This window comes from Pseudomonas peli (assembly GCF_050563605.1).
In the GTDB taxonomy this organism is placed as follows: Bacteria; Pseudomonadota; Gammaproteobacteria; order Pseudomonadales; family Pseudomonadaceae; genus Aquipseudomonas; species Aquipseudomonas peli_A.
Window position 1 is genome coordinate 25,921 of sequence record NZ_JBNXUH010000013.1, and the last position, 21,918, is coordinate 47,838.

The following is a 21,918-nucleotide window of genomic DNA, read 5'->3' on the forward strand; positions in this document are numbered from 1 at the left end:
GCGGCCTCAGGGCCAATGGCGCGCAGGAAGCCCGGAAAAATAAGATGGCAGTAAAATACCCCGCGTTTCGTAAAAAATTCCCTCTACTGGTCACTGGCAGCCTTCTGGCGCTACAACCTTTAGCCGTTCCTTTTGCTATCGCTGCCGAGCAGTATGATTGCCAGGTTTCCGCCACCGGCGGCTGGGCATGTGCCCCGAAGACCAGCAATGCTGCACTGCCAGCACGGCCAGTACAACGTGATTCGGCCGCTAGCAGCAACGCTGGTGAAGGCAGCACCGAAGCACCTCAGGGGAAAACCGCGCAAGCGACCCTGGTGACTGAAAGCCGTGGCAAGGGCCTCGCTTCGCGCAGCGCCGACTACAGCCATCTGGATTGGGTGCCGCGAGAAAATCTCAGCGCCGCCCAGCTGGCTGAAGCTGGCCCTTACTGCGCAGGTGCTTATATAGAGCCGACGCGTCCGGGCATGGACGACCAGACGCCGATGGATGAAGCGCCGATGTTCGTATCGGCTAAAGCTTCGCGCTATGAGCAGGAAGAGCAGGTCGCCACCCTCGCCGGTGATGTGGTCCTGCGCCAGGCCGGCATGCAGGTCGAGGCGGATGAAGCCAACCTGCGTCAGGCGGAAAACCGCGGCGAGCTAATCGGCAATGTACGCCTGCGTGATCAGGGTATGCTGGTGGTGGGTGACCGCGCCGAGCTGCAACTGGACAACGGTGAGGCCAAAGTCGACAACGCCGAATATGTGCTGCACAAGAGCCATATTCGCGGTAACGCGCTCTACGCTAAACGCGAAGAAAGCGCGATTATCCGCCTGAAAGACGGCACCTATACCAGCTGCGAACCAGGCAGCAACGCCTGGCACCTGAAGGGCAACAACATCACTCTGAACCCGGCCACCGGTTTCGGTACCGCGACCAACGTCACTCTGCGGGTGAAGAATATCCCGGTGTTCTACACACCTTATATCTACTTCCCGATTGATGACCGTCGCCAGTCCGGCTTCCTGCCGCCAAGTATCGGCAGCTCAAGCGATAACGGCCTGACGCTGCAAACACCGTACTATTTCAACCTGGCACCGAACTACGATGCCACGCTGTACCCGACCTATATGGCCGATCGCGGCTTGATGATGGAAGGCGAATTCCGCTACCTCACCAAGAACAGCGAAGGCCAGGTTGGCGGCGCATATCTCGACGACAGCAACGACGACCGCAAACTACAGTCGGAGTACGAAGATCAGCGCTGGATGTACAGCTGGCAACACAAAACCGGCCTGACCTCACGCCTGCTGGCAGAAGTTGATTACACCGACATTAGTGATCCGTACTACTTCCAGGACCTGAGCACAGACCTGGGGGTCGGCTCCACCAGCTACGTCAATCAGCGCGGCACCCTGACTTATCGCGGCGGCAGCTACACAGCGCGTTTGAATGTGCATGCCTATGAACTGGCCAATATTACTGACGTAACGCCGTATAACCGCCTGCCGCAGCTGACCCTGGATGGTGTACTGCCATTTAAGCCAGCAGGGGTGAACTTCGCTTACGGTACCGAATATGTGCGCTTCGACCGTAGCCTGCGCTCGGGCAACTTTATCAACGAAGACGGCGTAGCCGAACAACTCTGGTATGACGCTCGTTTGCGCGGCCTGGCTCGCGCCAACGCTGAGCGCCTGCATGTTGCGCCAGCTGTCAGCCTGCCTTTGAACTGGAGTTGGGGCTTTCTTACGCCCAAGATCAAGTACGCCCACACTCAGTACGACCTGGAACTGGACTCACAAGGATTCGCCCCGAATCCTGGCGGTATACAGAAAAGTGCGTTCGATGATGCACCTGATCGCAACGTAGCGATTTTCAGCATCGACAGTGGCCTGTACTTCGACCGCGACACCCAGTGGTTTGGCAAAAACTACCGCCAAACCCTCGAGCCGCGCCTGTTCTACCTCAACGTACCAGAGGAAGACCAGACTGATATCCCGGTGTTCGACACCAGCGAAAGCGGCTTTAGCTACGCCTCGCTGTGGCGTGAAAATCGCTTCTCCGGCAAGGATCGCATCGGCGACGAGAACAAACTGTCCGTGGGCGTGACCAACCGCTGGATTGAAAGCAACGGTTTCGAACGGCAGCGCTTTAGCATCGGCCAGGCCTTCTACTTCGAAGACCGCAAGGTGCAGATGCCTGGTATTGACTATCGCACCCGCTCGGACTCACAGGCATCCCAGTCGCCTTATGCGATGCAGTACATGTACCGTTTCAACCGTGACTGGCGCCTGAATTCGGACTTCAACTGGGACCCGGACACCCGCAGTACCCGCTCGGGTAGCGCGATGTTCCACTACCAACCGGAAGACAACCCAAACAAGGTGGTCAATGCAGGCTATCGCTATCGCAATGACAGCGTGCGCTATGACCAAGCCAGTGGTAACTGGGTAGTTGGTGGCGGGGACTACGGCACACCCGGCAGCCCGAACTACATCAAGGACTACTACAAGATCAGCCAGCACGACTTCTCGGTCATCTGGCCAATCGTGCCGCAATGGAACGTGATTTCCCGCTGGCAGTATGACTACGGTCGCAATCGCACCCTGGAAGCCTTCGGTGGTTTCGAGTACGACAACTGCTGCTGGAAACTGCGCCTGATCAATCGCTACTGGATCGACTACGACGAAGTCAGCCTGAATCCGTCGCTCAACGACGAACCGGATCGCGGCATCTTCCTGCAGATCGTACTCAAAGGTCTGGGCGGTGTAGTCGGCAATAAAGTTGAGACTTTCCTCGACCAAGGCATTCAAGGTTATCGTGAACGTGAAGATCAAGCTTTCTGATTGCGTGCGCCCCCTGCTGTTGGGCGCGCTGTTTCTGGGTACTGCGGCACACGCTGAGGTACAACCACTCAACCGCGTTGTAGCGATTGTCGATAACGATGTCGTCATGCAAAGCCAGCTCGATTCACGCCTGCGTGAAGTGCAGCAGACTATTGCCCAGCGCGGCGCAGCCCTGCCGCCTGAGCATGTACTCAGCCAGCAGGTGCTGGAACGCCTGATCATCGAGAACATCCAACTGCAGATTGGTGAGCGTTCCGGCATTCGGATTACTGACGAAGAGCTGAACCAGGCCATCGGCACCATCGCCCAGCGCAATGGCATGAGCATCGAGCAGTTCCGCGCCGCCCTGGCGGCGGATGGCCTGTCGTACACCGATGCACGTGACCAGGTGCGCCGCGAGATGATCATCAGCCGTGTGCGCCAACGCCGCGTGGCTGAGCGCATCCAGGTGACCGATCAGGAAGTGCAGAACTTCCTCGCTTCGGACATGGGCAAGATGCAGCTTTCGGAAGAATTCCGCCTGGCGAACATCCTGATTCCAGTAACCGAAGGCGCCTCGCCCGAAGATATCCAGGCGGCTGACCGTCAGGCCCGCGATCTGTACCAGCAATTGCAGCAAGGCGCTGATTTCGCCCAGCTGGCCATTGCTCGCTCGGCCAGTGAAACCGCGCTGGAAGGCGGCGAAATGGGCTGGCGTAAAGCCGGGCAACTGCCTCCGCCTTTCGACAGCATGCTTAGCGCCTTGTCGGTCGGCCAGGTGACTGAGCCGATGCGTACTCCCGGCGGCTTTATCATGATCAAGCTGCTGGAAAAGCGCGGCGGCGATAGCCAGGTACGTGACGAAGTAAATGTTCGCCACATCCTGATCAAGCCCAGCGAAATTCGTAGCGAAGCCGAAACCAAGCGCCTGGTCGAACGTCTGTATCAGCGCATTCTGGCCGGGGAAGACTTCAGTGAGCTGGCGAAAAACTTCTCTGAAGACCCGGGCTCTGCACTGAACGGCGGCACCCTGAGCTGGATCGACCCGAACGTGCTGGTACCCGAGTTCCGCGAGGTGATGAACAGCACCCCGGCTGGCGAGTTGTCCAAGCCGTTCAAGAGTCCTTACGGCTGGCACGTGCTGGAAGTCATGGGCCGTCGCGCCACTGACAGCAGCGCGCAGTTCCGCGAGCAGCAGGCGATGACTGTACTGCGTAACCGCAAGTACGACGAAGAACTGCAAGCCTGGCTACGGCAGATCCGCGACGAAGCCTACGTCGAGAGCAAACTCTGACAGGCGCAGTGTGCTAGCACAGCAACCAATCAAGCCCGGCCCATGCACACGCAGAGCCGGGCTTTTTTGTGGCTGCTCATCGCTGGCCGCGATCCTGTGGGCCGACGCATAATGGCCTTACCCTCTTATTAACTGACGCCCCAACCGAGTTGGCGCATAACCGAGAGTTCGCCGATGACTGCCGCACGCCTTTTCGCACTGACCCCAGGAGAACCCGCCGGCATAGGCCCGGACCTGTGCCTATTGCTGGCCCGCGAAGCGCAGCCGCATGGCCTTGTCGCCATCGCCAGCCGCGACCTACTGGCTAAGCGCGCCCAGTTGCTGGGGCTAAGCATTCAACTGATCAGCGTCGCCCCTGATTGCTGGCCAAGCCAGGCCGCACCGGCCGGCAGCCTGTATGTTTGGGACACGCCACTGGCCGCCGCCGTAACGCCAGGACAGCTGAACGCAAGCAACGCGACCTATGTGCTAGAAACCCTCACCCGCGCGGGCCAGGGCTGCCTCGACGGCCACTTCGCGGGGATGATTACCGCCCCCGTGCACAAGGGCGTGATTAACGAAGCCGGAATTGCCTTCTCCGGACATACCGAATTCCTCACCGAGCTAACCCACACCGAGCAGGTGGTGATGATGCTCGCCACCCATGGCCTGCGTGTGGCGCTGGTGACCACACACTTGCCACTGAAGGATGTAGCCGAAGCCATCACCCCTGAACGCCTCAGCCGTGTCACACGAATTCTCGACCATGACCTGCGCACGAAATTCGGCATCGCCCGGCCGCGCATTCTGGTCTGCGGCCTCAACCCGCATGCCGGCGAAGGCGGCCATCTGGGCCGGGAGGAGATCGAAGTCATCGAGCCCACCCTGCAGCAGTTGCGCAGCGAAGGTATCGACCTGATCGGCCCGCTACCGGCCGACACCTTGTTCACCCCCAAGCACCTTGAGCATTGCGATGCAGTGCTGGCGATGTACCACGACCAGGGCTTGCCGGTACTCAAATACAAAGGCTTTGGCGCAGCGGTGAACATCACCCTGGGTCTGCCGATCATCCGCACCTCGGTCGACCACGGCACCGCGCTGGATTTGGCCGGAAGCGGCAAAATCGACAGCGGCAGCCTGCAGGTCGCACTGCAAACCGCGTATGAAATGGCCGCAAGCCAGGTGAAAAGCGCCTGACTGCCACGCCAGGCACGGGGCGTACGCCGCCAATGCTGTTAAACTGCCGGGCTTTCTACCCGCGTTAAATTCGCTTCAAGCCGATGCTTTGAAGCCTGGAGCTGCTGCATGTCCGAATACCAACACCGCGCGCGCAAGCGTTTCGGCCAGAACTTCCTGCATGACGCCGGGGTGATTCACCGCATTCTGCGCGCCATCCATGCCCGCGAAGGCGAGCACATGCTGGAGATCGGCCCAGGTCAGGGGGCGCTGACCGAAGGCCTGCTGAACAGCGGGGCGCAGCTAGACGTGATTGAGCTCGACCGCGACCTGATCCCGATCCTGCAACACCAGTTCGGCAGCAACCCGCGTTTTCGCCTGAACCAGGGCGATGCCCTCAAGTTCGACTTCAATCAGCTGCAGGCCGCACCACATAGCCTGCGCGTGGTTGGCAATCTGCCGTACAACATCTCCACGCCGCTGATCTTCCACCTGCTGAGCAATGCCGCGCTGATTCGCGACATGCACTTTATGCTGCAGAAGGAAGTGGTCGAGCGCCTGGCCGCCGAACCGGGTGGTGGTGACTGGGGCCGGCTGTCGATCATGGTGCAGTACCACTGCCGCGTGGAGCATCTGTTCAACGTCGGCCCTGGCGCGTTCAATCCGCCGCCCAAGGTTGATTCGGCGATCGTCCGCCTGGTGCCACACGAGGTGCTGCCACATCCGGCTAAAGACCATCACCTGCTCGAGCGCGTGGTGCGCGAAGCCTTCAACCAGCGCCGCAAGACCTTGCGTAATACCCTCAAGGCCCTGCTGCCCGCCGATGCCATCGAAGCGGCAGGTGTGGATGGCAGCCTGCGCCCTGAACAACTGGACCTGGCTGCGTTTGTACGCCTGGCGGACAAACTGGCTGAACAACCCATCGCCGACTGACAGCGGCTAGACTGGGTTTCTGCCCACCGAGTTAATTACGCATGAGCGATTCGCGCTACAACATCGACGTCAGCGTCGTCACCCGCTACCTGCCGGAGCAATCCCAGCCGGAGCAGAACCGCTTTGCCTTTGCCTACACCGTCACGGTGAGCAACAACGGCGAGCTGCCGGCCAAGCTGCTCTCGCGGCACTGGGTGATTACCGACGGCGATGGCCGCGTGCAGGAAGTGCGCGGTGCTGGTGTAGTTGGCCAACAACCGCTGATCGAAGCAGGCGCCAGCCACACCTACAGCAGCGGCACGGTGATGACCACTCGCGTTGGCATCATGCAGGGCAGTTACCAGATGCTCGCCGACGACGGCAAACGCTTTGACGCGGTGATCGCGCCCTTCCGTCTTGCGGTGCCGGGCTCGTTGCACTGATGGCCACTTACGCGGTCGGCGATCTGCAAGGTTGCCTGAAACCCCTGCAATGTCTACTTGCGCGCGTGGCCTTTGATCCGGCGCAGGACCAGCTGTGGCTGGTCGGCGACCTGGTCAATCGCGGCCCCGAGTCCCTGGCGACGCTGCGTTTTCTCTACGGCATCCGTGATGCACTGATCTGCGTACTGGGCAATCACGATCTGCACCTGCTGGCCGTGGCGCACAATATTGAGCGGCTGAAAAAGGGCGACACCCTGCGCGAGATCATCGACGCGCCGGATGCTGCGGACCTGCTCGACTGGCTGCGCCGGCAAAAGCTCCTGCATTACGACGAAGCCCGCGATACCGCTCTGGTACATGCCGGCATCCCGCCGCAGTGGAACATGAGCAAAGCGCTCAAGCGCGCTGCCGAAGTGGAAGAAGCCCTACGCGATGATGCGCGCATGCCGCTGTTTCTCGACGGCATGTATGGCAACGAGCCGGCCAAGTGGGACGGCGACCTGCACGGTGTGACGCGCCTGCGGGTGATCACCAACTACTTCACCCGCATGCGTTTCTGCAAAGCCGATGGCACCCTCGACCTGAAAAGCAAGGAAGGCGTGGCCAGCGCCCCGCCCGGTTACGCCCCCTGGTTCAGCTACAAGCAGCGCAAGACCCGCGGCCAGCGCATCATCTTCGGCCACTGGGCGGCGCTCGAAGGGCAATCCCAGGAGCCCGACGTGGTCGCGCTGGATACCGGCTGCGTATGGGGCGCGAGCATGACCCTGATGAATATCGACAGCGGCGAGAAATACAGCTGCGACTGTAAGGAGCAAGCATGAGCGAATTCAAACGCATCCCCCCTGAGCAGGCTCAAGCCCTGCGCCAGCAAGGCGCAGTGGTGGTCGACATCCGTGACCCGCAGAGCTTCGCCGCCGGTCATATCAGCGGCTCGCAGCACCTCGACAACCACTCGCTGCACGCCTTTATCACCCAGGCCGATCTCGATGCGCCACTGATCGTCGCCTGCTATCACGGCAACTCCAGCCAGAGCGCGGCGGCCTATCTGGTCGGCCAGGGCTTCAGCGATGTTTACAGCCTCGATGGCGGTTTTGAGCTGTGGCGCGCGACCTTCCCCGACGAAACAGCGCACACGCCCGAAGAATAAATTTTCCCCCGCCCAGGCCGCATCAGCAGCGGCCTGCCGGCCACTGCCGACCAACGGTAATATCCTGTTATCGTTCCGCAACCCTTGACCCTGCCGATTCCGAACTATCCTTTAGCTCAGGCCATCCAAAACAAGGTAGAGCCGGCCAAACGGCATCGGGCCATCGGTATGACTTTTAGGTGTTCGGGGGTTTTATCCCGGCTGCATCAGCACCGGAGCTGCCAAGCACCTGACCGATCCCGCACCGGCTCTGCGCATCGAGCGAGGTGAAGTCATGAGCATTTTCAGCCACTTCCAACAACGTTTCGAAGCGACTCGCCAGGAGGAACTCTCCCTCCAGGAGTACCTCGAACTGTGCAAGCAGGATCGCAGTGCTTATGCCTCGGCAGCCGAGCGCTTGCTGATGGCCATTGGCGAACCCGAACTGCTCGACACTTCGAGCAACTCGCGGCTATCGCGGATTTTCTCCAACAAGGTGATCCGCCGTTATCCGGCCTTTGCCGACTTCCATGGCATGGAAGAGTGCATCGACCAGATCGTCTCCTACTTCCGTCATGCGGCTCAGGGCCTGGAAGAAAAGAAACAAATCCTCTACCTCCTCGGCCCGGTGGGCGGCGGTAAATCGTCCCTGGCAGAAAAGCTCAAGCACCTGATCGAGAAAGTACCGTTCTACGCGATCAAGGGCTCGCCAGTGTTCGAGTCACCGCTAGGGCTGTTCAGCGACGCCGAAGACGGCGCCATCCTCGAAGAGGATTACGGCATCCCACGGCGCTACCTCAACAGCATCATGTCGCCCTGGGCAACCAAGCGCCTGCAGGAGTTCGGCGGCGACATCAGCCAGTTCCGCGTGGTCAAACTCTACCCTTCGATCCTCAATCAGATCGCTGTGGCCAAGACCGAGCCGGGCGATGAGAACAACCAGGATATCTCCGCCCTAGTCGGCAAGGTGGACATCCGCAAGCTCGAGGAATATCCACAGAACGACGCCGACGCCTACAGCTACTCAGGCGCACTGTGCCGGGCTAACCAGGGCCTGATGGAATTCGTCGAGATGTTCAAGGCGCCGATCAAGGTGCTGCATCCACTATTGACCGCCACCCAGGAAGGTAACTACAACAGCACCGAAGGCCTCGGCGCGATCCCCTACAGCGGCATCCTGCTGGCCCACTCCAACGAGTCGGAATGGCACAGTTTCCGCAACAACAAGAACAACGAAGCCTTTATCGACCGTATCTATATCGTCAAGGTGCCGTACTGCCTGCGCGTGACCGACGAGATCAAGATCTACGACAAGCTGCTGTTCAACAGCTCCCTGGCCAAGGCCCACTGCGCGCCGGACACCCTGAAGATGCTCGCGCAGTTCTCCACCCTCAGCCGCCTGAAAGAGCCGGAAAACTCCAACGTCTACTCGAAGATGCGCGTCTACGACGGCGAAAACCTCAAAGACACCGACCCCAAGGCCAAGTCGATTCAGGAGTACCGCGACACCGCTGGTGTGGATGAAGGCATGAACGGTCTGTCGACCCGCTTCGCCTTCAAGATCCTCTCCAAGGTGTTCAACTTCGACCCCCACGAGATCGCCGCTAACCCGGTGCACCTGCTCTACGTGCTGGAGCAGCAGATCGAGCAGGAACAGTTCCCTGCCGAAGTACGCGAGCGTTACCTGCGTTTTATCAAGGAATACCTGGCGCCGCGCTATATCGAGTTTATCGGCAAGGAGATCCAGACCGCCTACCTGGAGTCCTACAGCGAATACGGGCAGAACATCTTCGACCGCTACGTGCTGTACGCCGACTTCTGGATTCAGGACCAGGAATACCGCGACCCGGAAACCGGCGAGATCCTCAACCGCGTGGCGCTCAACGAGGAGCTGGAGAAGATCGAAAAACCGGCCGGGATCAGCAACCCGAAGGATTTCCGCAACGAGATCGTCAACTTCGTGCTGCGTGCCCGGGCCAACAACAATGGCAAAAACCCGACCTGGCTCAGCTACGAAAAACTGCGCGTAGTCATCGAGAAGAAGATGTTCTCCAACACCGAGGACCTGCTGCCGGTCATCAGCTTCAACGCCAAAGCGAGCAAGGAGGACCAACAGAAGCACAACGACTTCGTAACTCGCATGGTCGAGCGCGGTTACACCGACAAGCAGGTACGCCTGCTGTCCGAGTGGTATCTGCGGGTTCGTAAATCGCAATAACGCGGCCTGACGCGACAGGCTGCCAGCGGGCACAGGGCGCGCGACAAACGCCGCCCTGTGCTGGCTGCGCCTGATGTCTGCAGCGCACGGAGGGCAGTTATGAGCCATGTGATCGACCGACGTCTGAACGGTAAGAACAAGAGCACGGTAAACCGCCAGCGCTTCCTGCGGCGTTACCGCGACCATATCAAGAAGGCCGTGGAAGAGGCCGTCAGCCGCCGCTCCATCACCGATATGGAGCACGGCGAGCAGATCAGCATCCCCGGCCGCGATATCGACGAACCGGTGCTGCACCACGGCCGTGGCGGCCGCCAGACCACAGTGCATCCTGGCAACCGCGAATTCACCAGCGGTGAAAAGATTGCCCGCCCGCAAGGCGGTGGCAGCGGCCAAGGCGCCGGCAAGGCGAGCAATTCCGGCGAAGGTATGGATGAGTTCGTCTTCCAGATCACCCAGGAAGAATTCCTCGACTTTATGTTCGAGGATCTTGAACTGCCCAACCTGATCAAACGCCACCTGACAGGCAGCGACACCTTCAAGAGCGTGCGCGCCGGCATCAGCAATGAGGGCAACCCCTCGCGTATAAACATCGTGCGCACCCTGCGCTCGGCCCACGCCCGGCGCATTGCCCTGTCCGGCAGCAGCCGTAACAAGCTCAAGAGCGCCGAGGCCGAACTGGAACGCCTGAAGCTGGAGCAACCGGACAACCTCGGCGATATCCAGGCACTTGAGGAGGAAGTCAGCAAACTGCGTGCGCGGATCAAGCGCATCCCCTTCCTCGACACCTTCGACCTTAAGTACAACCTGCTGGTTAAACAGCCCAACCCCAGTTCCAAGGCGGTGATGTTCTGCCTGATGGACGTTTCCGGCTCCATGACCCAGTCGACCAAGGACATCGCCAAACGCTTCTTTATCCTGCTTTACCTGTTCCTCAAGCGGAACTACGACAAGATTGAAGTGGTGTTTATCCGCCACCACACCAGCGCCCGCGAGGTGGATGAAGAGGAGTTCTTCTACTCGCGCGAGACCGGCGGCACCATCGTTTCCAGCGCGCTCAAGCTGATGCAGGAGATCATGGCCGAGCGTTACCCGATCAACGAATGGAATATCTACGCCGCCCAGGCGTCGGATGGTGACAACTGGAATGATGACTCGCCGATCTGCAGGGATATATTGATCAAGCAGATCATGCCGTTCGTGCAGTACTTCACCTACGTCGAGATCACCCCGCGCGAGCACCAGGCGCTGTGGTTCGAATACGAGCAGGTCAGCGAGGCCTTCGCCGACACCTTCGCCCAGCAGCAGCTGGTATCGGCCGGCGACATCTACCCGGTATTCCGCGACCTGTTCCAGCGGAGGCTAGCCACATGAGCAACAGCAAAGACAAGCGCCGCCAACCGATCTCCACCGGTTCGGAATGGACCTTCGAGCTGATCCGTCAGTACGACCGCGAAATCGGCCGCCTCGCCGAACGCTATGCCCTGGACACCTACCCAAACCAGATCGAGGTGATCACTGCCGAGCAGATGATGGACGCCTACGCCTCGGTCGGCATGCCGCTCGGTTACCACCACTGGTCCTACGGCAAACACTTCCTCAGCACCGAAAAGGGCTACAAGCGCGGGCAGATGGGCCTGGCCTACGAGATCGTGATCAACTCCGACCCGTGCATCGCCTACCTGATGGAAGAAAACACCATCTGCATGCAGGCCCTGGTGATCGCCCATGCCTGCTACGGCCATAACAGCTTCTTCAAGGGCAACTACCTGTTCCGCACCTGGACCGATGCCAGCTCGATCATCGATTACCTGGTGTTTGCCAAGCAGTACATCATGCAGTGCGAGGAGCGCCACGGCATCGACGCGGTGGAGGACTTGCTCGACTCCTGCCACGCCCTGATGAACTACGGCGTCGACCGCTACAAGCGCCCCTACCCGATTTCCGCCGAGGAAGAACGGCGGCGCATGAAGGACCGTGAAGAACACCTGCAAAAGCAGATCAACGACCTCTGGCGCACCATCCCGAAAAACGCCAGCAAGGGTGGCGACAAGGACAGCAAGCGCTTTCCCGCCGAGCCGCAGGAAAACATCCTGTATTTTCTGGAAAAACACGCGCCGCTGCTGGAACCCTGGCAGCGCGAGATCATTCGCATCGTGCGCAAGATCGCCCAGTACTTCTATCCGCAGCGCCAGACCCAGGTGATGAACGAAGGCTGGGCCACGTTCTGGCACTACACCCTGATGAACGACCTGTACGACGAGGGCCTGGTTACCGAAGGCTTTATGATGGAGTTCCTCCAGTCGCACACCAGCGTGGTCTACCAGCCGCCGTTCGACAGCCCCTACTACAGCGGCATCAACCCCTATGCCCTGGGCTTTGCCATGTACCGTGATATCCGCCGCATCTGCGAGGAACCCACCGAAGAAGATCGCCGCTGGTTCCCGGAGATTGCCGGCAGTGACTGGCTAAGCACCCTGAAATTCGCCATGAACAGTTTCAAGGACGAGAGCTTTATCCTGCAGTACCTATCGCCCAAGGTGATCCGCGACCTCAAGCTGTTCAGCATTCTCGATGACGACCAGAAAGACGAACTCTACGTCCCAGCAATCCACGACGAGCCCGGCTACCAGCAGATTCGTGAAACCCTGGCCGCGCAATACAACCTGGGCAACCGCGAACCCAATGTGCAGATCTGGAGTATCGACCGCCGCGGCGACCGTTCGCTGACCCTGCGCCACCAGCAGCACGACCGTAAACCGCTGGGCAACTCCACCGAGGAAGTGCTGAAACACCTGCACCGTCTGTGGGGCTTCAATATCCACCTGGAGCTGTACCAGGGCGAACAGTTGATCGGCACCCAGCACGTGCCGCCCAAGCACGAAGCCGAACATGACAGCGACTACCCGCGTCTCGATCTGATGATTCCGCCCATTTGATCGGTTGCGCAGCCGCTACGCCAAGCATCAGCATGCGCTGCAGACCAACCGGGAATCTGCTGATGCGCCTGTTTATCGTGTTACTGCTGTGCCTGGCACTGGCCACCTGCAGCAGCCAGTTGCCCCGCGTCCAGGTACTGACCCCAGCCAGCGCCGAACTAGCGAGCAAGCGCGCCTTTACCTTGATCGCCGCCGAACAGGCCGTAGAAGGCGACGTGCCATTTGCCGAACGCTATGCGCAGCTGGAGCAATTGCTGCGCGAAGGTTTGAGCGCACGCGGTTACCAGGCCAGCCCGCAGGCGCAGATTCAGGTGTATTACTGGCTGGCGGTGCAGGACAGCCCGTTGGATTTCAAGGTCGACGCCGCCCCACCCACCCCGCTCGGCCCCTACCAGGCGATCCACCGCCTGCGCGATGAAACCGGCACCCTGCGCATCCGCCTAACCACCCCGGAGCAGCAAATCCTCTGGGAAGGCCTGATCAGCACCGGCCTAAGCCCCGCCAAAGACAGCGCCGAACTGCTGGAGCGCGCCACGCAAGCGCTATTGCAGCATATCCCCAAAGCCACCCCTTAACAGACAGCCTGACTATCCAGCCGTTATGCTCTGCACAACGGAGGATTAGTCATGCAGATTTACAAAGTAGGCGGTGCAGTGCGTGATCGCCTGTTAGGCCGCGAAGTTAGCGAGATCGACTGGGTAGTGGTCGGCGCCAGCGCCGAGCAGATGCTCGAACAGGGCTATCGTCCGGTAGGTGCAGATTTCCCGGTGTTTCTGCACCCGCAGAGCGGCGAGGAATACGCCCTGGCCCGTACCGAGCGTAAGAGCGGGCGCGGCTACGGCGGCTTCACCTTCTTTGCCAGTCCGGAAGTCACCCTGGAAGAAGACCTGATTCGCCGCGATCTGACCGTCAATGCCATGGCCGAAGACGACCTGGGTAATTTGATCGATCCCTACGGCGGCCAGCGCGACCTTGAAGCCCGGTTGCTGCGCCACGTATCTCCGGCCTTTGCCGAAGACCCGCTACGCGTATTGCGCGTCGCCCGCTTCGCCGCCCGTTACGCTACATTGGGCTTTACGGTTGCGCGCGAGACCATGGCGCTGATGCGCGAACTGAGCGAATCCGGCGAGCTAAGCGCGTTAACGCCCGAACGCAGCTGGAAGGAAATCTCCCGCGCCCTGATGGAGCCGCGCCCGGATGTATTTATCCAGGTACTGCGCGACTGCGGCGCCCTGCGCGAACTGCTGCCGGAGGTCGATGCGCTGTTCGGCGTCCCGCAACCCGCCGCCCATCACCCGGAGATCGACACCGGTGTGCATGTGCTTAGCGTGCTGCGCCAATGCGCCGAACACCAGCAACCGCTGACCGTGCGTTGGGCCTGCCTGCTGCACGATGTCGGCAAGGGCCTGACGCCCGAGGCCGAATGGCCGCGACATATCGCCCACGAACACACCGGGCTGAAGCTGATCCGTGCGATCAACCAGCGCTGCAAGGCCCCCAAGGATTGCCAGGAACTGGCCCTGCAGGTCGGCGAATTCCACACCCACGGCCATCGCGCTCTGGAGCTGAAAGCCACAACCCTGCTCAAGCTGCTGCAAGGCTTCGATGTATTCCGCCGCCCGCAACGCTTCGAAGAATTTATCGCGGCCTGTGAAATGGACGCCCGCGGCCGACTCGGCCTGGAACAACGCGCCTACCCACAAGCCGACTACCTACGCGCCGCCATGCACGCCGCCCGTGCGGTGGCCGTGCAACCGCTGCTAGCGCAGGGTTTTCAGGGTGCGGAACTGGGGGAGGCATTAAACCGCGAACGATTGCAGGCCCTTACGGCATACAAAGCAGGCGCGATGCCGCAATTGGACTAAGAGGCGGGATGCGCCTGAATCAACTCCGCAGACGTCAGCTGCTGCTCACCCCAGCTAAACGCCACCGGCCACAGCTGCTGGTCGATCTGCGCGGCCTGCCATAGCTCGGCAAAGCTGCGCTGCTGCGCCGGGTGCAAAACATCCGGCGCCAGCAGGGACAGGGGCCAGAGTACAAAGGCGTTCTTGAGGATTTCCGCCCGAGGCAGAATCAGACCGTCGAAATTGCCGACCAGATCGCCGTACAGCAGCACGTCGATATCCAGCGGCAGCCCTTTGCGCTCCGGCGCGTAGCGGCCGTTATCGGCTTCGATAAACTTCAGCCGACGGTCCAGCTCGCCCAGCGGCAGCTCACTGAAGCCTGCCACCACCAGATTGAAGAACGGCCCGCTCTTGATGCCCACGGCCTGGCTTTCGAACACCGGCGAGCAGCGCATCTCGCTCAGTAGACCGGCGAGCGCATCAAGGCCAGCGCACAGGTGCGCTTCGCGGCCGATATTGCTGCCCAGGCCGAGTAGAACGGGAGTTAGCGACATCCGCGCTCGATCTCCACGCCCACGCCACCGCTAGCCGCCGGCACGGCGCCGGGCTTGGTCAGTTTGAGCCGCACCCAGGGAATCTGGAACTCAGCCATGAGCAACTCGACCAGCCGCTCGGCAAAGGTTTCCACCAGGATGAACTGCGACTCGCTGGCGAAAGCCTGGATACGTTGCGAGACTTTGGCGTAATCCAGTGCCTTGTCCAGCTCGTCACCGATCGCAGCGGGACGGTTATCCCAGCCCAGATAGAGGTCCAGGCGCAAACACTGGCGAATGGTGCGTTCCCAGTCGTAGGCACCGATCACCGTATCGACTTCCAGACCCTCGATAAAAACTGTGTCCAAGCACGCTCTCCGTGGCACGACAAGGCTGTCGCACCTAGTTAGAATCAGGGCTCCCTTGCCCCGGAATGGATACCATGTTTTGGCTGTTGGCGACCCTCGCCTACCTGCTCGGCTCGTTGTCCTTCGCCATTCTGCTCAGCCGCTTAAGCGGCGGACCGGACCCGCGCGCCAGTGGTTCGGGCAATCCCGGCGCCACCAACATGTTCCGGGTTGCCGGCAAACGCCTGGCCATCCTCACGCTGATCGGCGACCTGCTCAAAGGCCTGCTTCCCGTGCTGATCGCCGGCCTGCTCGGCTTCAATCTGCAACAACAAGCCTGGATCGGCCTGGCAGCCGTTATCGGCCACCTGTATCCGCTGTACTTCAACTTCCGTGGCGGCAAAGGTGTCGCCACAGCCGCCGGCATGCTTCTTGGTCTGTACCCGCCAGCCGCCCTGCTGGCCGTTGCCGCCTGGGTACTGGCATTCATCCTGACTCGCACCAGTTCGCTGGCCGCGCTGATTGCCACACCCCTTACCCTGCCACTGCTGGCCTGGCAACAGCCCGCCGCCCTACTGCCTATGTGCGTGCTGACCGGGCTGATCGTCTGGCGTCATCGCGGCAATTTACGCGATCTGTTCGCCGGCCGTGAGCGGCATTTCTAAATCTACCCAGTGAATCCGGCTCATCACGTACACGCTTACAGCGCAGGCAGTTGCTCCATCGGCCAGCGCGCCTGCACCTTGATGCTCAAATCCTCGTGTTGCCCCGCCAGCAAGCGCTGGCAGCCGGCATAGGCGATCATCGCGCCGTTATCGGTGCAAAATGCCGGGCGAGCGTAAAACACCTCGCCTTTCAGCTCGCCGAGCATTTTCTCCAGCGACTGTCGCAGCGCCTGGTTGGCACTCACCCCACCGGCGATAACCAGATTGTTCAACCCGGCCTGCTTGAGCGCGCGCTTGCATTTGATGGTGAGGGTATCGACCACGGCCTGCTGGAACGCCAGAGCGATATCGCAACGGGTCTGTTCGGATTTGTCGCCAGCCGCCTGGCACTGCTGCCAGATATTCAGGGTAAAGGTCTTCAGGCCGCTGAAGCTGAACTCCAGCCCCGGACGATCAGTCATCGGCCGCGGAAACTTGAAGCGCCCAGGCGTACCGCTCAGCGCCAGTCGGGCAATCTCCGGCCCACCGGGGTATTGCAGCCCCATCAGCTTGGCGGTCTTGTCGAAGGCCTCGCCTGCGGCATCATCCAAAGACTCGCCGAGAAGTTGGTACTGACCAATACCATCGACCCGAACCAGCTGGGTATGCCCACCGGAAACCAACAAAGCGACGAACGGAAAGGCCGGCGGTTGTTCTTCCAGCATCGGCGCCAGCAAGTGGCCTTCCATATGGTGCACACCGAGCGCTGGAATATCCCAGGCAAAGGCCAAGGCTTGCGCGCAGGACGCGCCAACCAGCAGTGCACCGACCAGGCCGGGGCCGGCGGTATAGGCAATTGCGTCGATGTCAGTCGCAACGCAGCCGGCCTCGCTCAACACCTGGCGGATCAGGGGCAGCATGCGTTTGACGTGATCGCGCGAGGCCAGCTCCGGCACTACGCCGCCATACACACGGTGCAGATCGATCTGGCTAAACAGCGCGTCGGCCAGCAGGCCACGCTCGCTGTCGTAGAGCGCGACACCGGTTTCGTCGCAGGAGGTTTCCAATCCCAGAACCAGCATGGGCAGTGCCTTGTAGTAGTGTGTGCAACTTCGAAGGCGCGCATGATAATGGCCGCTGGCGCGAGCCGGCCAGCGCTTTTCGATCAGAGGCTTTGCATTCCTCTCGATGAGGCGGTAACATCCGCAACCCTTAAAAACCTACGTTCTCCAGCGCCATCTGCCAGGAGTAACGTTACCCCCGGTAATAAAGAAGGTAAGCCCTGGATGCCAGCCGTCAAAGTTAAAGAGAACGAACCCTTCGACGTAGCTCTGCGTCGTTTCAAGCGCTCCTGCGAAAAAGCCGGTGTTCTGGCTGAAGTTCGCAGCCGTGAATTCTACGAAAAGCCGACTTCCGAGCGTAAGCGCAAAGCAGCAGCCGCTGTTAAGCGTCACGCCAAGAAAGTGCAGCGCGAGCAGCGCCGCAGCGTTCGCCTGTACTAATCACCGCAGCTTCGCCTGCACGATTAGCTACAAGCAACGCCTGATGTCCGGCCTCGGCCGGGCTTCGCTTTTAGACTCCGCGCCACCCTCGGGTGACGATCGGAGTCTTTTAGTTTTTGCCCCTGCCTGTTCTGCCCCTGCGCATGACAGTATTCTGAGCGCCTATGGCCGGCCTGATCCCACAGTCTTTTATCGATGATCTGCTCAACCGCACCGATATCGTCGACGTGGTCGCCTCGCGCATCCAGCTGAAAAAAGCCGGCAAGAACTACACCGCCTGCTGCCCCTTCCATAAAGAAAAAACCCCATCGTTCAGCGTCAGCCCGGACAAACAGTTCTATTACTGCTTTGGTTGCGGCGCCGGCGGCAACGCCCTGGGTTTTGTCATGGACCACGACCAACTGGATTTTCCCCAGGCAATCGAGGACCTGGCCAAGCGCGCCGGCATGGAAGTGCCGCGCGAGGAAGGCGGCCGCAGCAACAAACCGCGCCAACCCACCGACTCTCCGCTTTACCCGCTGCTGACTGCCGCCGCCGAGTTCTACAAGCAGGCACTGAAAAGCCATCCGCAACGTAAAGCCGCGATTGAATACCTCAAAGGTCGCGGCCTGTCCGGCGAGATCGCCCGCGACTTCGGCATGGGCTTCGCCCCGCCCGGCTGGGACAACCTGCTCAAGCACCTGGCCAGCGACAGCCTGCAACAGAAGGCGATGATCGATGCCGGCCTGCTGGTGGAGAACGCCGAAAGCGGCAAACGTTACGATCGCTTCCGCGACCGCATCATGTTCCCCATCCGCGACAGCCGCGGCCGGGTGATCGCCTTCGGCGGCCGGGTGCTGGGTGACGAAAAACCGAAATACCTGAACTCCCCGGAAACCCCGGTGTTCCATAAGGGCCAGGAGCTTTACGGGCTGTTCGAGGCCCGCAAGCACAACCGCGATCTCGACGAAATCATGGTCGTCGAGGGCTATATGGACGTGATCGCCCTGGCCCAGCAAGGCCTGCGCAACGCCGTCGCCACCCTCGGCACCGCCACCAGCGAAGAACACCTCAAGCGCCTGTTTCGCGTCGTGCCCAGCGTATTGTTTTGCTTCGATGGCGACGCCGCCGGTCGTAACGCCGCCTGGCGCGCCCTGGAGGCGACCCTGTCGAGCCTGCAGGACGGCCGCCGCGCACGCTTTCTGTTTCTGCCCGACGGCGAAGACCCGGACACCCTGGTACGCAGCGAAGGCACCGACGCCTTCCGCGCCCGCATCAACCAGCACGCCCAACCGCTGGCCGACTACTTCTTCCAGCAACTGAGTGAAGAAGCCGATCCGCGCTCCCTGGAAGGCAAAGCGCACCTGATGACCCTGGCCGCGCCATTGATCGACAAGATCCCCGGCAACAACCTGCGCGCCCTGATGCGCCAGCGCCTGAGCGAAATCACCGGCCTGTCCGGCGAAGCCCTGCAGCAGATGGCGCCAGCAACGCGCAGCAGCCAGCCAAGCCAGAGCAGCGGACCGCCCAGCGACTACCCGGACTACCCCGAAATTCCCGACAGCGCCTATTACGATGTCGAACCGAGCCGCAACGAATACGAAAACCCCAGCCCCGCGCCGCAATTCGAACACAACAGCGGAAAAGGCAAAGGCAACTGGAAGAAAGAAGGCGGCAAGTGGAACAAGAAAGGCCAGGGCGAGTTCGCTCCGCGCGCGCCACGCACCGCTGTCAGCGTCGAATCGCCACACCTGAGCGCCCTGCGCACCTTGCTGCACCATCCGCAACTGGCGCAGAAGGTCGAAGATGTCAGCCATTTCGCCGCCGAAGACGACACTTACGCACAGCTGCTGGTCGCCCTGCTTGGCGCCCTGCAGAAAAGCCCCAACCTGCGCTCACTGCAGTTGATCGCACGCTGGCACGGCACCGAACAGGGCCGTCTATTGCGAGCCTTGGCCGAAAAGGAATGGCTGATTTCAGCCGACAACCTTGAACAACAGTTTTTCGACACTATAACTAGTCTAGTAGCCCGCCAACGCGAGCGCAGCCTGGAACATTTGCTGCGCAAAGCCCGTCAAAGTGAGTTGAGTGCAGAAGAGAAAGATCAGCTGCGCAGCTTGCTGAGCCGTAATGCATCACCGGTAATCCCGAGTCCAACTGGCGCTTAGGGGTGTTACTCGGGTATAATCCGCGGCTTGTTTTTTGCCCGCCAAGACCTTCAGTGGATAGGGTGTTATGTCCGGAAAAGCGCAACAGCAGTCTCGTATCAAAGAGTTGATCACCCTGGGTCGTGAGCAGAAGTATCTGACTTACGCAGAGGTCAACGACCACCTACCGGAAGATATTTCTGATCCGGAGCAGGTGGAAGACATCATCCGCATGATCAACGACATGGGGATCCCCGTACACGAGAGTGCTCCGGATGCGGACGCCCTTATGTTGGCCGACGCCGATACCGACGAGGCAGCCGCTGAAGAAGCCGCTGCAGCGCTGGCAGCGGTGGAGACCGATATCGGCCGCACGACGGACCCAGTGCGCATGTATATGCGTGAAATGGGCACCGTGGAATTGCTGACCCGCGAAGGCGAGATCGAAATCGCCAAACGCATCGAGGAAGGCATCCGTGAAGTGATGGGCGCTATCGCTCATTTCCCCGGCACTGTCGACAGCATTCTGGCCGAGTACACCCGTGTAACCACCGATGGTGGTCGCCTGGTTGAAGTCCTTAGTGGCTATATCGATCCGGATGACGGCATCGTTCCCGCGGAAGCGGCTGCGCCTGTCCCAGTTAAAGACGGCGACGCTGCCGAAGAAACTGACGACGACGAAGCCGAATCCAGCGATGACGAGGAAGAAGAAGGCGACGGCGGTCCGGATCCTGAAGAGGCCCTGCGCCGCTTCACCGCGATTGGCGACGCCCTCGAACTCGCCAAGAAAGCCCTGAAAAAGCACGGCCGTAGCAGTAAGCAAGGCATTGCCGCGCTGAAAGAAATGGCCGAGCTGTTCATGCCGATCAAGCTGGTACCTAAACAGTACGACGCTCTGGTTGTGCGTGTACGCAGCTCCCTGGAGCGCCTGCGCGCCCAGGAACGCGCCATCATGCAACTCTGCGTACGTGATGCACGTATGCCGCGCGCCGACTTCCTGCGCCTGTTCCCAGGCAATGAAATCGACGTCGAGTGGTCTGCTGGCCTGGCCAAAGGCAAGGCCAAGTACGCCGAAGCCATTGGTACCGTGCAAGCTGACATCCAGCGTTGCCAGCAGAAGCTGTCCGCCCTGGAAGCCGAGTGCGAGCTGACCCTGGCTGAAATCAAGGACATCAACCGTCGCATGTCGATCGGCGAGGCCAAGGCCCGTCGCGCGAAGAAAGAGATGGTTGAAGCGAACTTGCGCCTGGTGATCTCGATTGCCAAGAAGTACACCAACCGCGGCCTGCAGTTCCTCGACCTGATCCAGGAAGGCAACATCGGCCTGATGAAGGCGGTGGACAAGTTCGAATACCGTCGCGGCTACAAGTTCTCGACCTATGCAACCTGGTGGATCCGTCAGGCGATCACTCGCTCGATCGCTGACCAGGCGCGGACCATCCGTATTCCGGTGCACATGATCGAGACAATCAACAAGCTCAACCGTATTTCCCGGCAGATGCTGCAGGAAATGGGTCGCGAACCGACCCCGGAAGAGCTGGGCGAACGCATGGAAATGCCTGAGGACAAGATCCGTAAGGTATTGAAGATCGCTAAAGAGCCGATCTCCATGGAAACCCCGATCGGTGATGACGAAGACTCCCATCTGGGTGACTTCATCGAAGACTCGACCATGCAGTCGCCAATCGATGTCGCCACCGTTGAGAGCCTTAAAGAAGCGACTCGCGAAGTACTCTCCGGCCTCACCGCACGTGAAGCCAAGGTTCTGCGCATGCGTTTCGGCATCGACATGAATACCGACCATACCCTTGAGGAAGTTGGTAAGCAGTTCGATGTAACCCGCGAGCGGATTCGTCAGATCGAAGCCAAGGCGCTGCGTAAGCTGCGCCACCCGACGAGAAGCGAGCATCTGCGCTCCTTCCTCGACGAGTAACACCAAAACCCCCGGCCCTGCCGGGGGTTTTGCATTCTGGGCAACTACCAAGGCCTGCCAGGCGGTCTACACTTTCTCTAATAGCCCAGCGAACGAGCCCA

19 protein-coding genes are annotated in these 21,918 nt (G+C 60.5%); 16 read left to right on the forward strand and 3 right to left on the reverse strand.

Annotation, left to right across the window (positions count from 1 at the left end):
* The first annotated feature begins 44 nt into the window (after nucleotides 1-44).
* From ACQ4LH_RS15990 to ACQ4LH_RS16045, 12 genes are all read left to right on the forward strand, one after another.
* Nucleotides 45-2,825 (forward strand): LPS-assembly protein LptD, encoded by a 2,781-nt coding sequence (locus ACQ4LH_RS15990; protein WP_430698054.1) that lies wholly within the window; start codon nucleotides 45-47, stop codon nucleotides 2,823-2,825.
* Nucleotides 2,806-4,098 (forward strand): peptidylprolyl isomerase, encoded by a 1,293-nt coding sequence (locus ACQ4LH_RS15995; RefSeq protein WP_430698055.1) that lies wholly within the window; start codon nucleotides 2,806-2,808, stop codon nucleotides 4,096-4,098. The genes ACQ4LH_RS15990 and ACQ4LH_RS15995 overlap by 20 nt, the downstream gene beginning before the upstream one ends.
* Nucleotides 4,099-4,272: 174 nt before the next feature.
* The gene (gene pdxA / locus ACQ4LH_RS16000; protein WP_430698056.1) at nucleotides 4,273-5,274 is read left to right on the forward strand and encodes a 4-hydroxythreonine-4-phosphate dehydrogenase PdxA; all 1,002 of its coding nucleotides are present in this window, start codon (nucleotides 4,273-4,275) and stop codon (nucleotides 5,272-5,274) included.
* A 108-nt stretch (nucleotides 5,275-5,382) separates the two neighbouring features.
* Complete coding sequence (gene rsmA, locus ACQ4LH_RS16005) at nucleotides 5,383-6,186, forward strand: 16S rRNA (adenine(1518)-N(6)/adenine(1519)-N(6))-dimethyltransferase RsmA (protein ID WP_430698057.1); 804 nt, start codon at nucleotides 5,383-5,385, stop codon at nucleotides 6,184-6,186.
* 41 nt (nucleotides 6,187-6,227) lie between these two features.
* Nucleotides 6,228-6,608 carry a Co2+/Mg2+ efflux protein ApaG gene (gene apaG, locus ACQ4LH_RS16010; RefSeq protein ID WP_430698058.1) on the forward strand — a complete coding sequence of 127 codons (381 nt, stop codon included), beginning with the start codon at nucleotides 6,228-6,230 and terminating at the stop codon, nucleotides 6,606-6,608.
* Nucleotides 6,608-7,429, forward strand: coding sequence for a symmetrical bis(5'-nucleosyl)-tetraphosphatase (locus ACQ4LH_RS16015; RefSeq protein ID WP_430698059.1), 822 nt, complete (start codon nucleotides 6,608-6,610; stop codon nucleotides 7,427-7,429). Before apaG ends, ACQ4LH_RS16015 begins: the two co-directional genes overlap by 1 nt.
* On the forward strand, nucleotides 7,426-7,755 hold the full coding sequence (gene glpE / locus ACQ4LH_RS16020; RefSeq protein ID WP_430698060.1) for a thiosulfate sulfurtransferase GlpE: 330 nt from the start codon (nucleotides 7,426-7,428) through the stop codon (nucleotides 7,753-7,755). Before ACQ4LH_RS16015 ends, glpE begins: the two co-directional genes overlap by 4 nt.
* 274 nt (nucleotides 7,756-8,029) lie before the next feature.
* Entirely contained in the window at nucleotides 8,030-9,952 is a 1,923-nt protein-coding gene (locus ACQ4LH_RS16025) for a PrkA family serine protein kinase (RefSeq protein WP_430698061.1), read from the forward strand.
* A gap of 99 nt (nucleotides 9,953-10,051) precedes the next feature.
* Nucleotides 10,052-11,323, forward strand: a complete 1,272-nt coding sequence (locus ACQ4LH_RS16030) for a YeaH/YhbH family protein (protein WP_430698062.1) — start codon at nucleotides 10,052-10,054, stop codon at nucleotides 11,321-11,323.
* On the forward strand, nucleotides 11,320-12,888 hold the full coding sequence (locus ACQ4LH_RS16035; RefSeq protein WP_430698063.1) for a SpoVR family protein: 1,569 nt from the start codon (nucleotides 11,320-11,322) through the stop codon (nucleotides 12,886-12,888). The genes ACQ4LH_RS16030 and ACQ4LH_RS16035 overlap by 4 nt, the downstream gene beginning before the upstream one ends.
* Before the next feature lie 62 nt (nucleotides 12,889-12,950).
* Nucleotides 12,951-13,463, forward strand: a complete 513-nt coding sequence (locus tag ACQ4LH_RS16040; protein WP_430698064.1) for a DUF4136 domain-containing protein — start codon at nucleotides 12,951-12,953, stop codon at nucleotides 13,461-13,463.
* Nucleotides 13,464-13,514: 51 nt separating this feature from the next.
* Nucleotides 13,515-14,753: a multifunctional CCA addition/repair protein gene (locus ACQ4LH_RS16045; RefSeq protein ID WP_430698065.1), complete on the forward strand. Its 1,239-nt coding sequence runs from the start codon at nucleotides 13,515-13,517 to the stop codon at nucleotides 14,751-14,753.
* Here ACQ4LH_RS16045 and folK read toward each other — a convergent pair.
* Both folK and folB read right to left on the reverse strand, forming a co-directional pair.
* On the reverse strand, nucleotides 14,750-15,286 hold the full coding sequence (gene folK, locus ACQ4LH_RS16050) for a 2-amino-4-hydroxy-6-hydroxymethyldihydropteridine diphosphokinase (protein ID WP_430698066.1): 537 nt from the start codon (nucleotides 15,284-15,286) through the stop codon (nucleotides 14,750-14,752). The genes ACQ4LH_RS16045 and folK overlap by 4 nt on opposite strands.
* Nucleotides 15,277-15,633 (reverse strand): dihydroneopterin aldolase, encoded by a 357-nt coding sequence (gene folB / locus ACQ4LH_RS16055; protein ID WP_430698067.1) that lies wholly within the window; start codon nucleotides 15,631-15,633, stop codon nucleotides 15,277-15,279. Before folB ends, folK begins: the two co-directional genes overlap by 10 nt.
* Before the next feature lie 74 nt (nucleotides 15,634-15,707).
* Between folB and plsY the strand changes: the two genes are divergently transcribed.
* Nucleotides 15,708-16,277, forward strand: coding sequence for a glycerol-3-phosphate 1-O-acyltransferase PlsY (gene plsY / locus ACQ4LH_RS16060; protein WP_430698068.1), 570 nt, complete (start codon nucleotides 15,708-15,710; stop codon nucleotides 16,275-16,277).
* Nucleotides 16,278-16,312: 35 nt separating this feature from the next.
* On the opposite strand, the gene tsaD is transcribed toward plsY, so the two are convergent.
* Nucleotides 16,313-17,338: a tRNA (adenosine(37)-N6)-threonylcarbamoyltransferase complex transferase subunit TsaD gene (gene tsaD / locus ACQ4LH_RS16065; RefSeq protein ID WP_430698069.1), complete on the reverse strand. Its 1,026-nt coding sequence runs from the start codon at nucleotides 17,336-17,338 to the stop codon at nucleotides 16,313-16,315.
* A 204-nt stretch (nucleotides 17,339-17,542) separates the two neighbouring features.
* On the opposite strand from tsaD, the gene rpsU reads away from it, so the two are divergent.
* The 3 genes from rpsU to rpoD all read left to right on the forward strand — a co-directional run bounded on the left by rpsU (nucleotide 17,543) and on the right by rpoD (nucleotide 21,817).
* On the forward strand, nucleotides 17,543-17,758 hold the full coding sequence (gene rpsU / locus ACQ4LH_RS16070) for a 30S ribosomal protein S21 (RefSeq protein WP_003296736.1): 216 nt from the start codon (nucleotides 17,543-17,545) through the stop codon (nucleotides 17,756-17,758).
* 164 nt (nucleotides 17,759-17,922) lie between these two features.
* Nucleotides 17,923-19,905: a DNA primase gene (gene dnaG / locus ACQ4LH_RS16075; protein ID WP_430698070.1), complete on the forward strand. Its 1,983-nt coding sequence runs from the start codon at nucleotides 17,923-17,925 to the stop codon at nucleotides 19,903-19,905.
* A 67-nt stretch (nucleotides 19,906-19,972) separates the two neighbouring features.
* Complete coding sequence (rpoD, locus tag ACQ4LH_RS16080) at nucleotides 19,973-21,817, forward strand: RNA polymerase sigma factor RpoD (protein ID WP_430698071.1); 1,845 nt, start codon at nucleotides 19,973-19,975, stop codon at nucleotides 21,815-21,817.
* Nucleotides 21,818-21,918 lie beyond the last annotated feature (101 nt).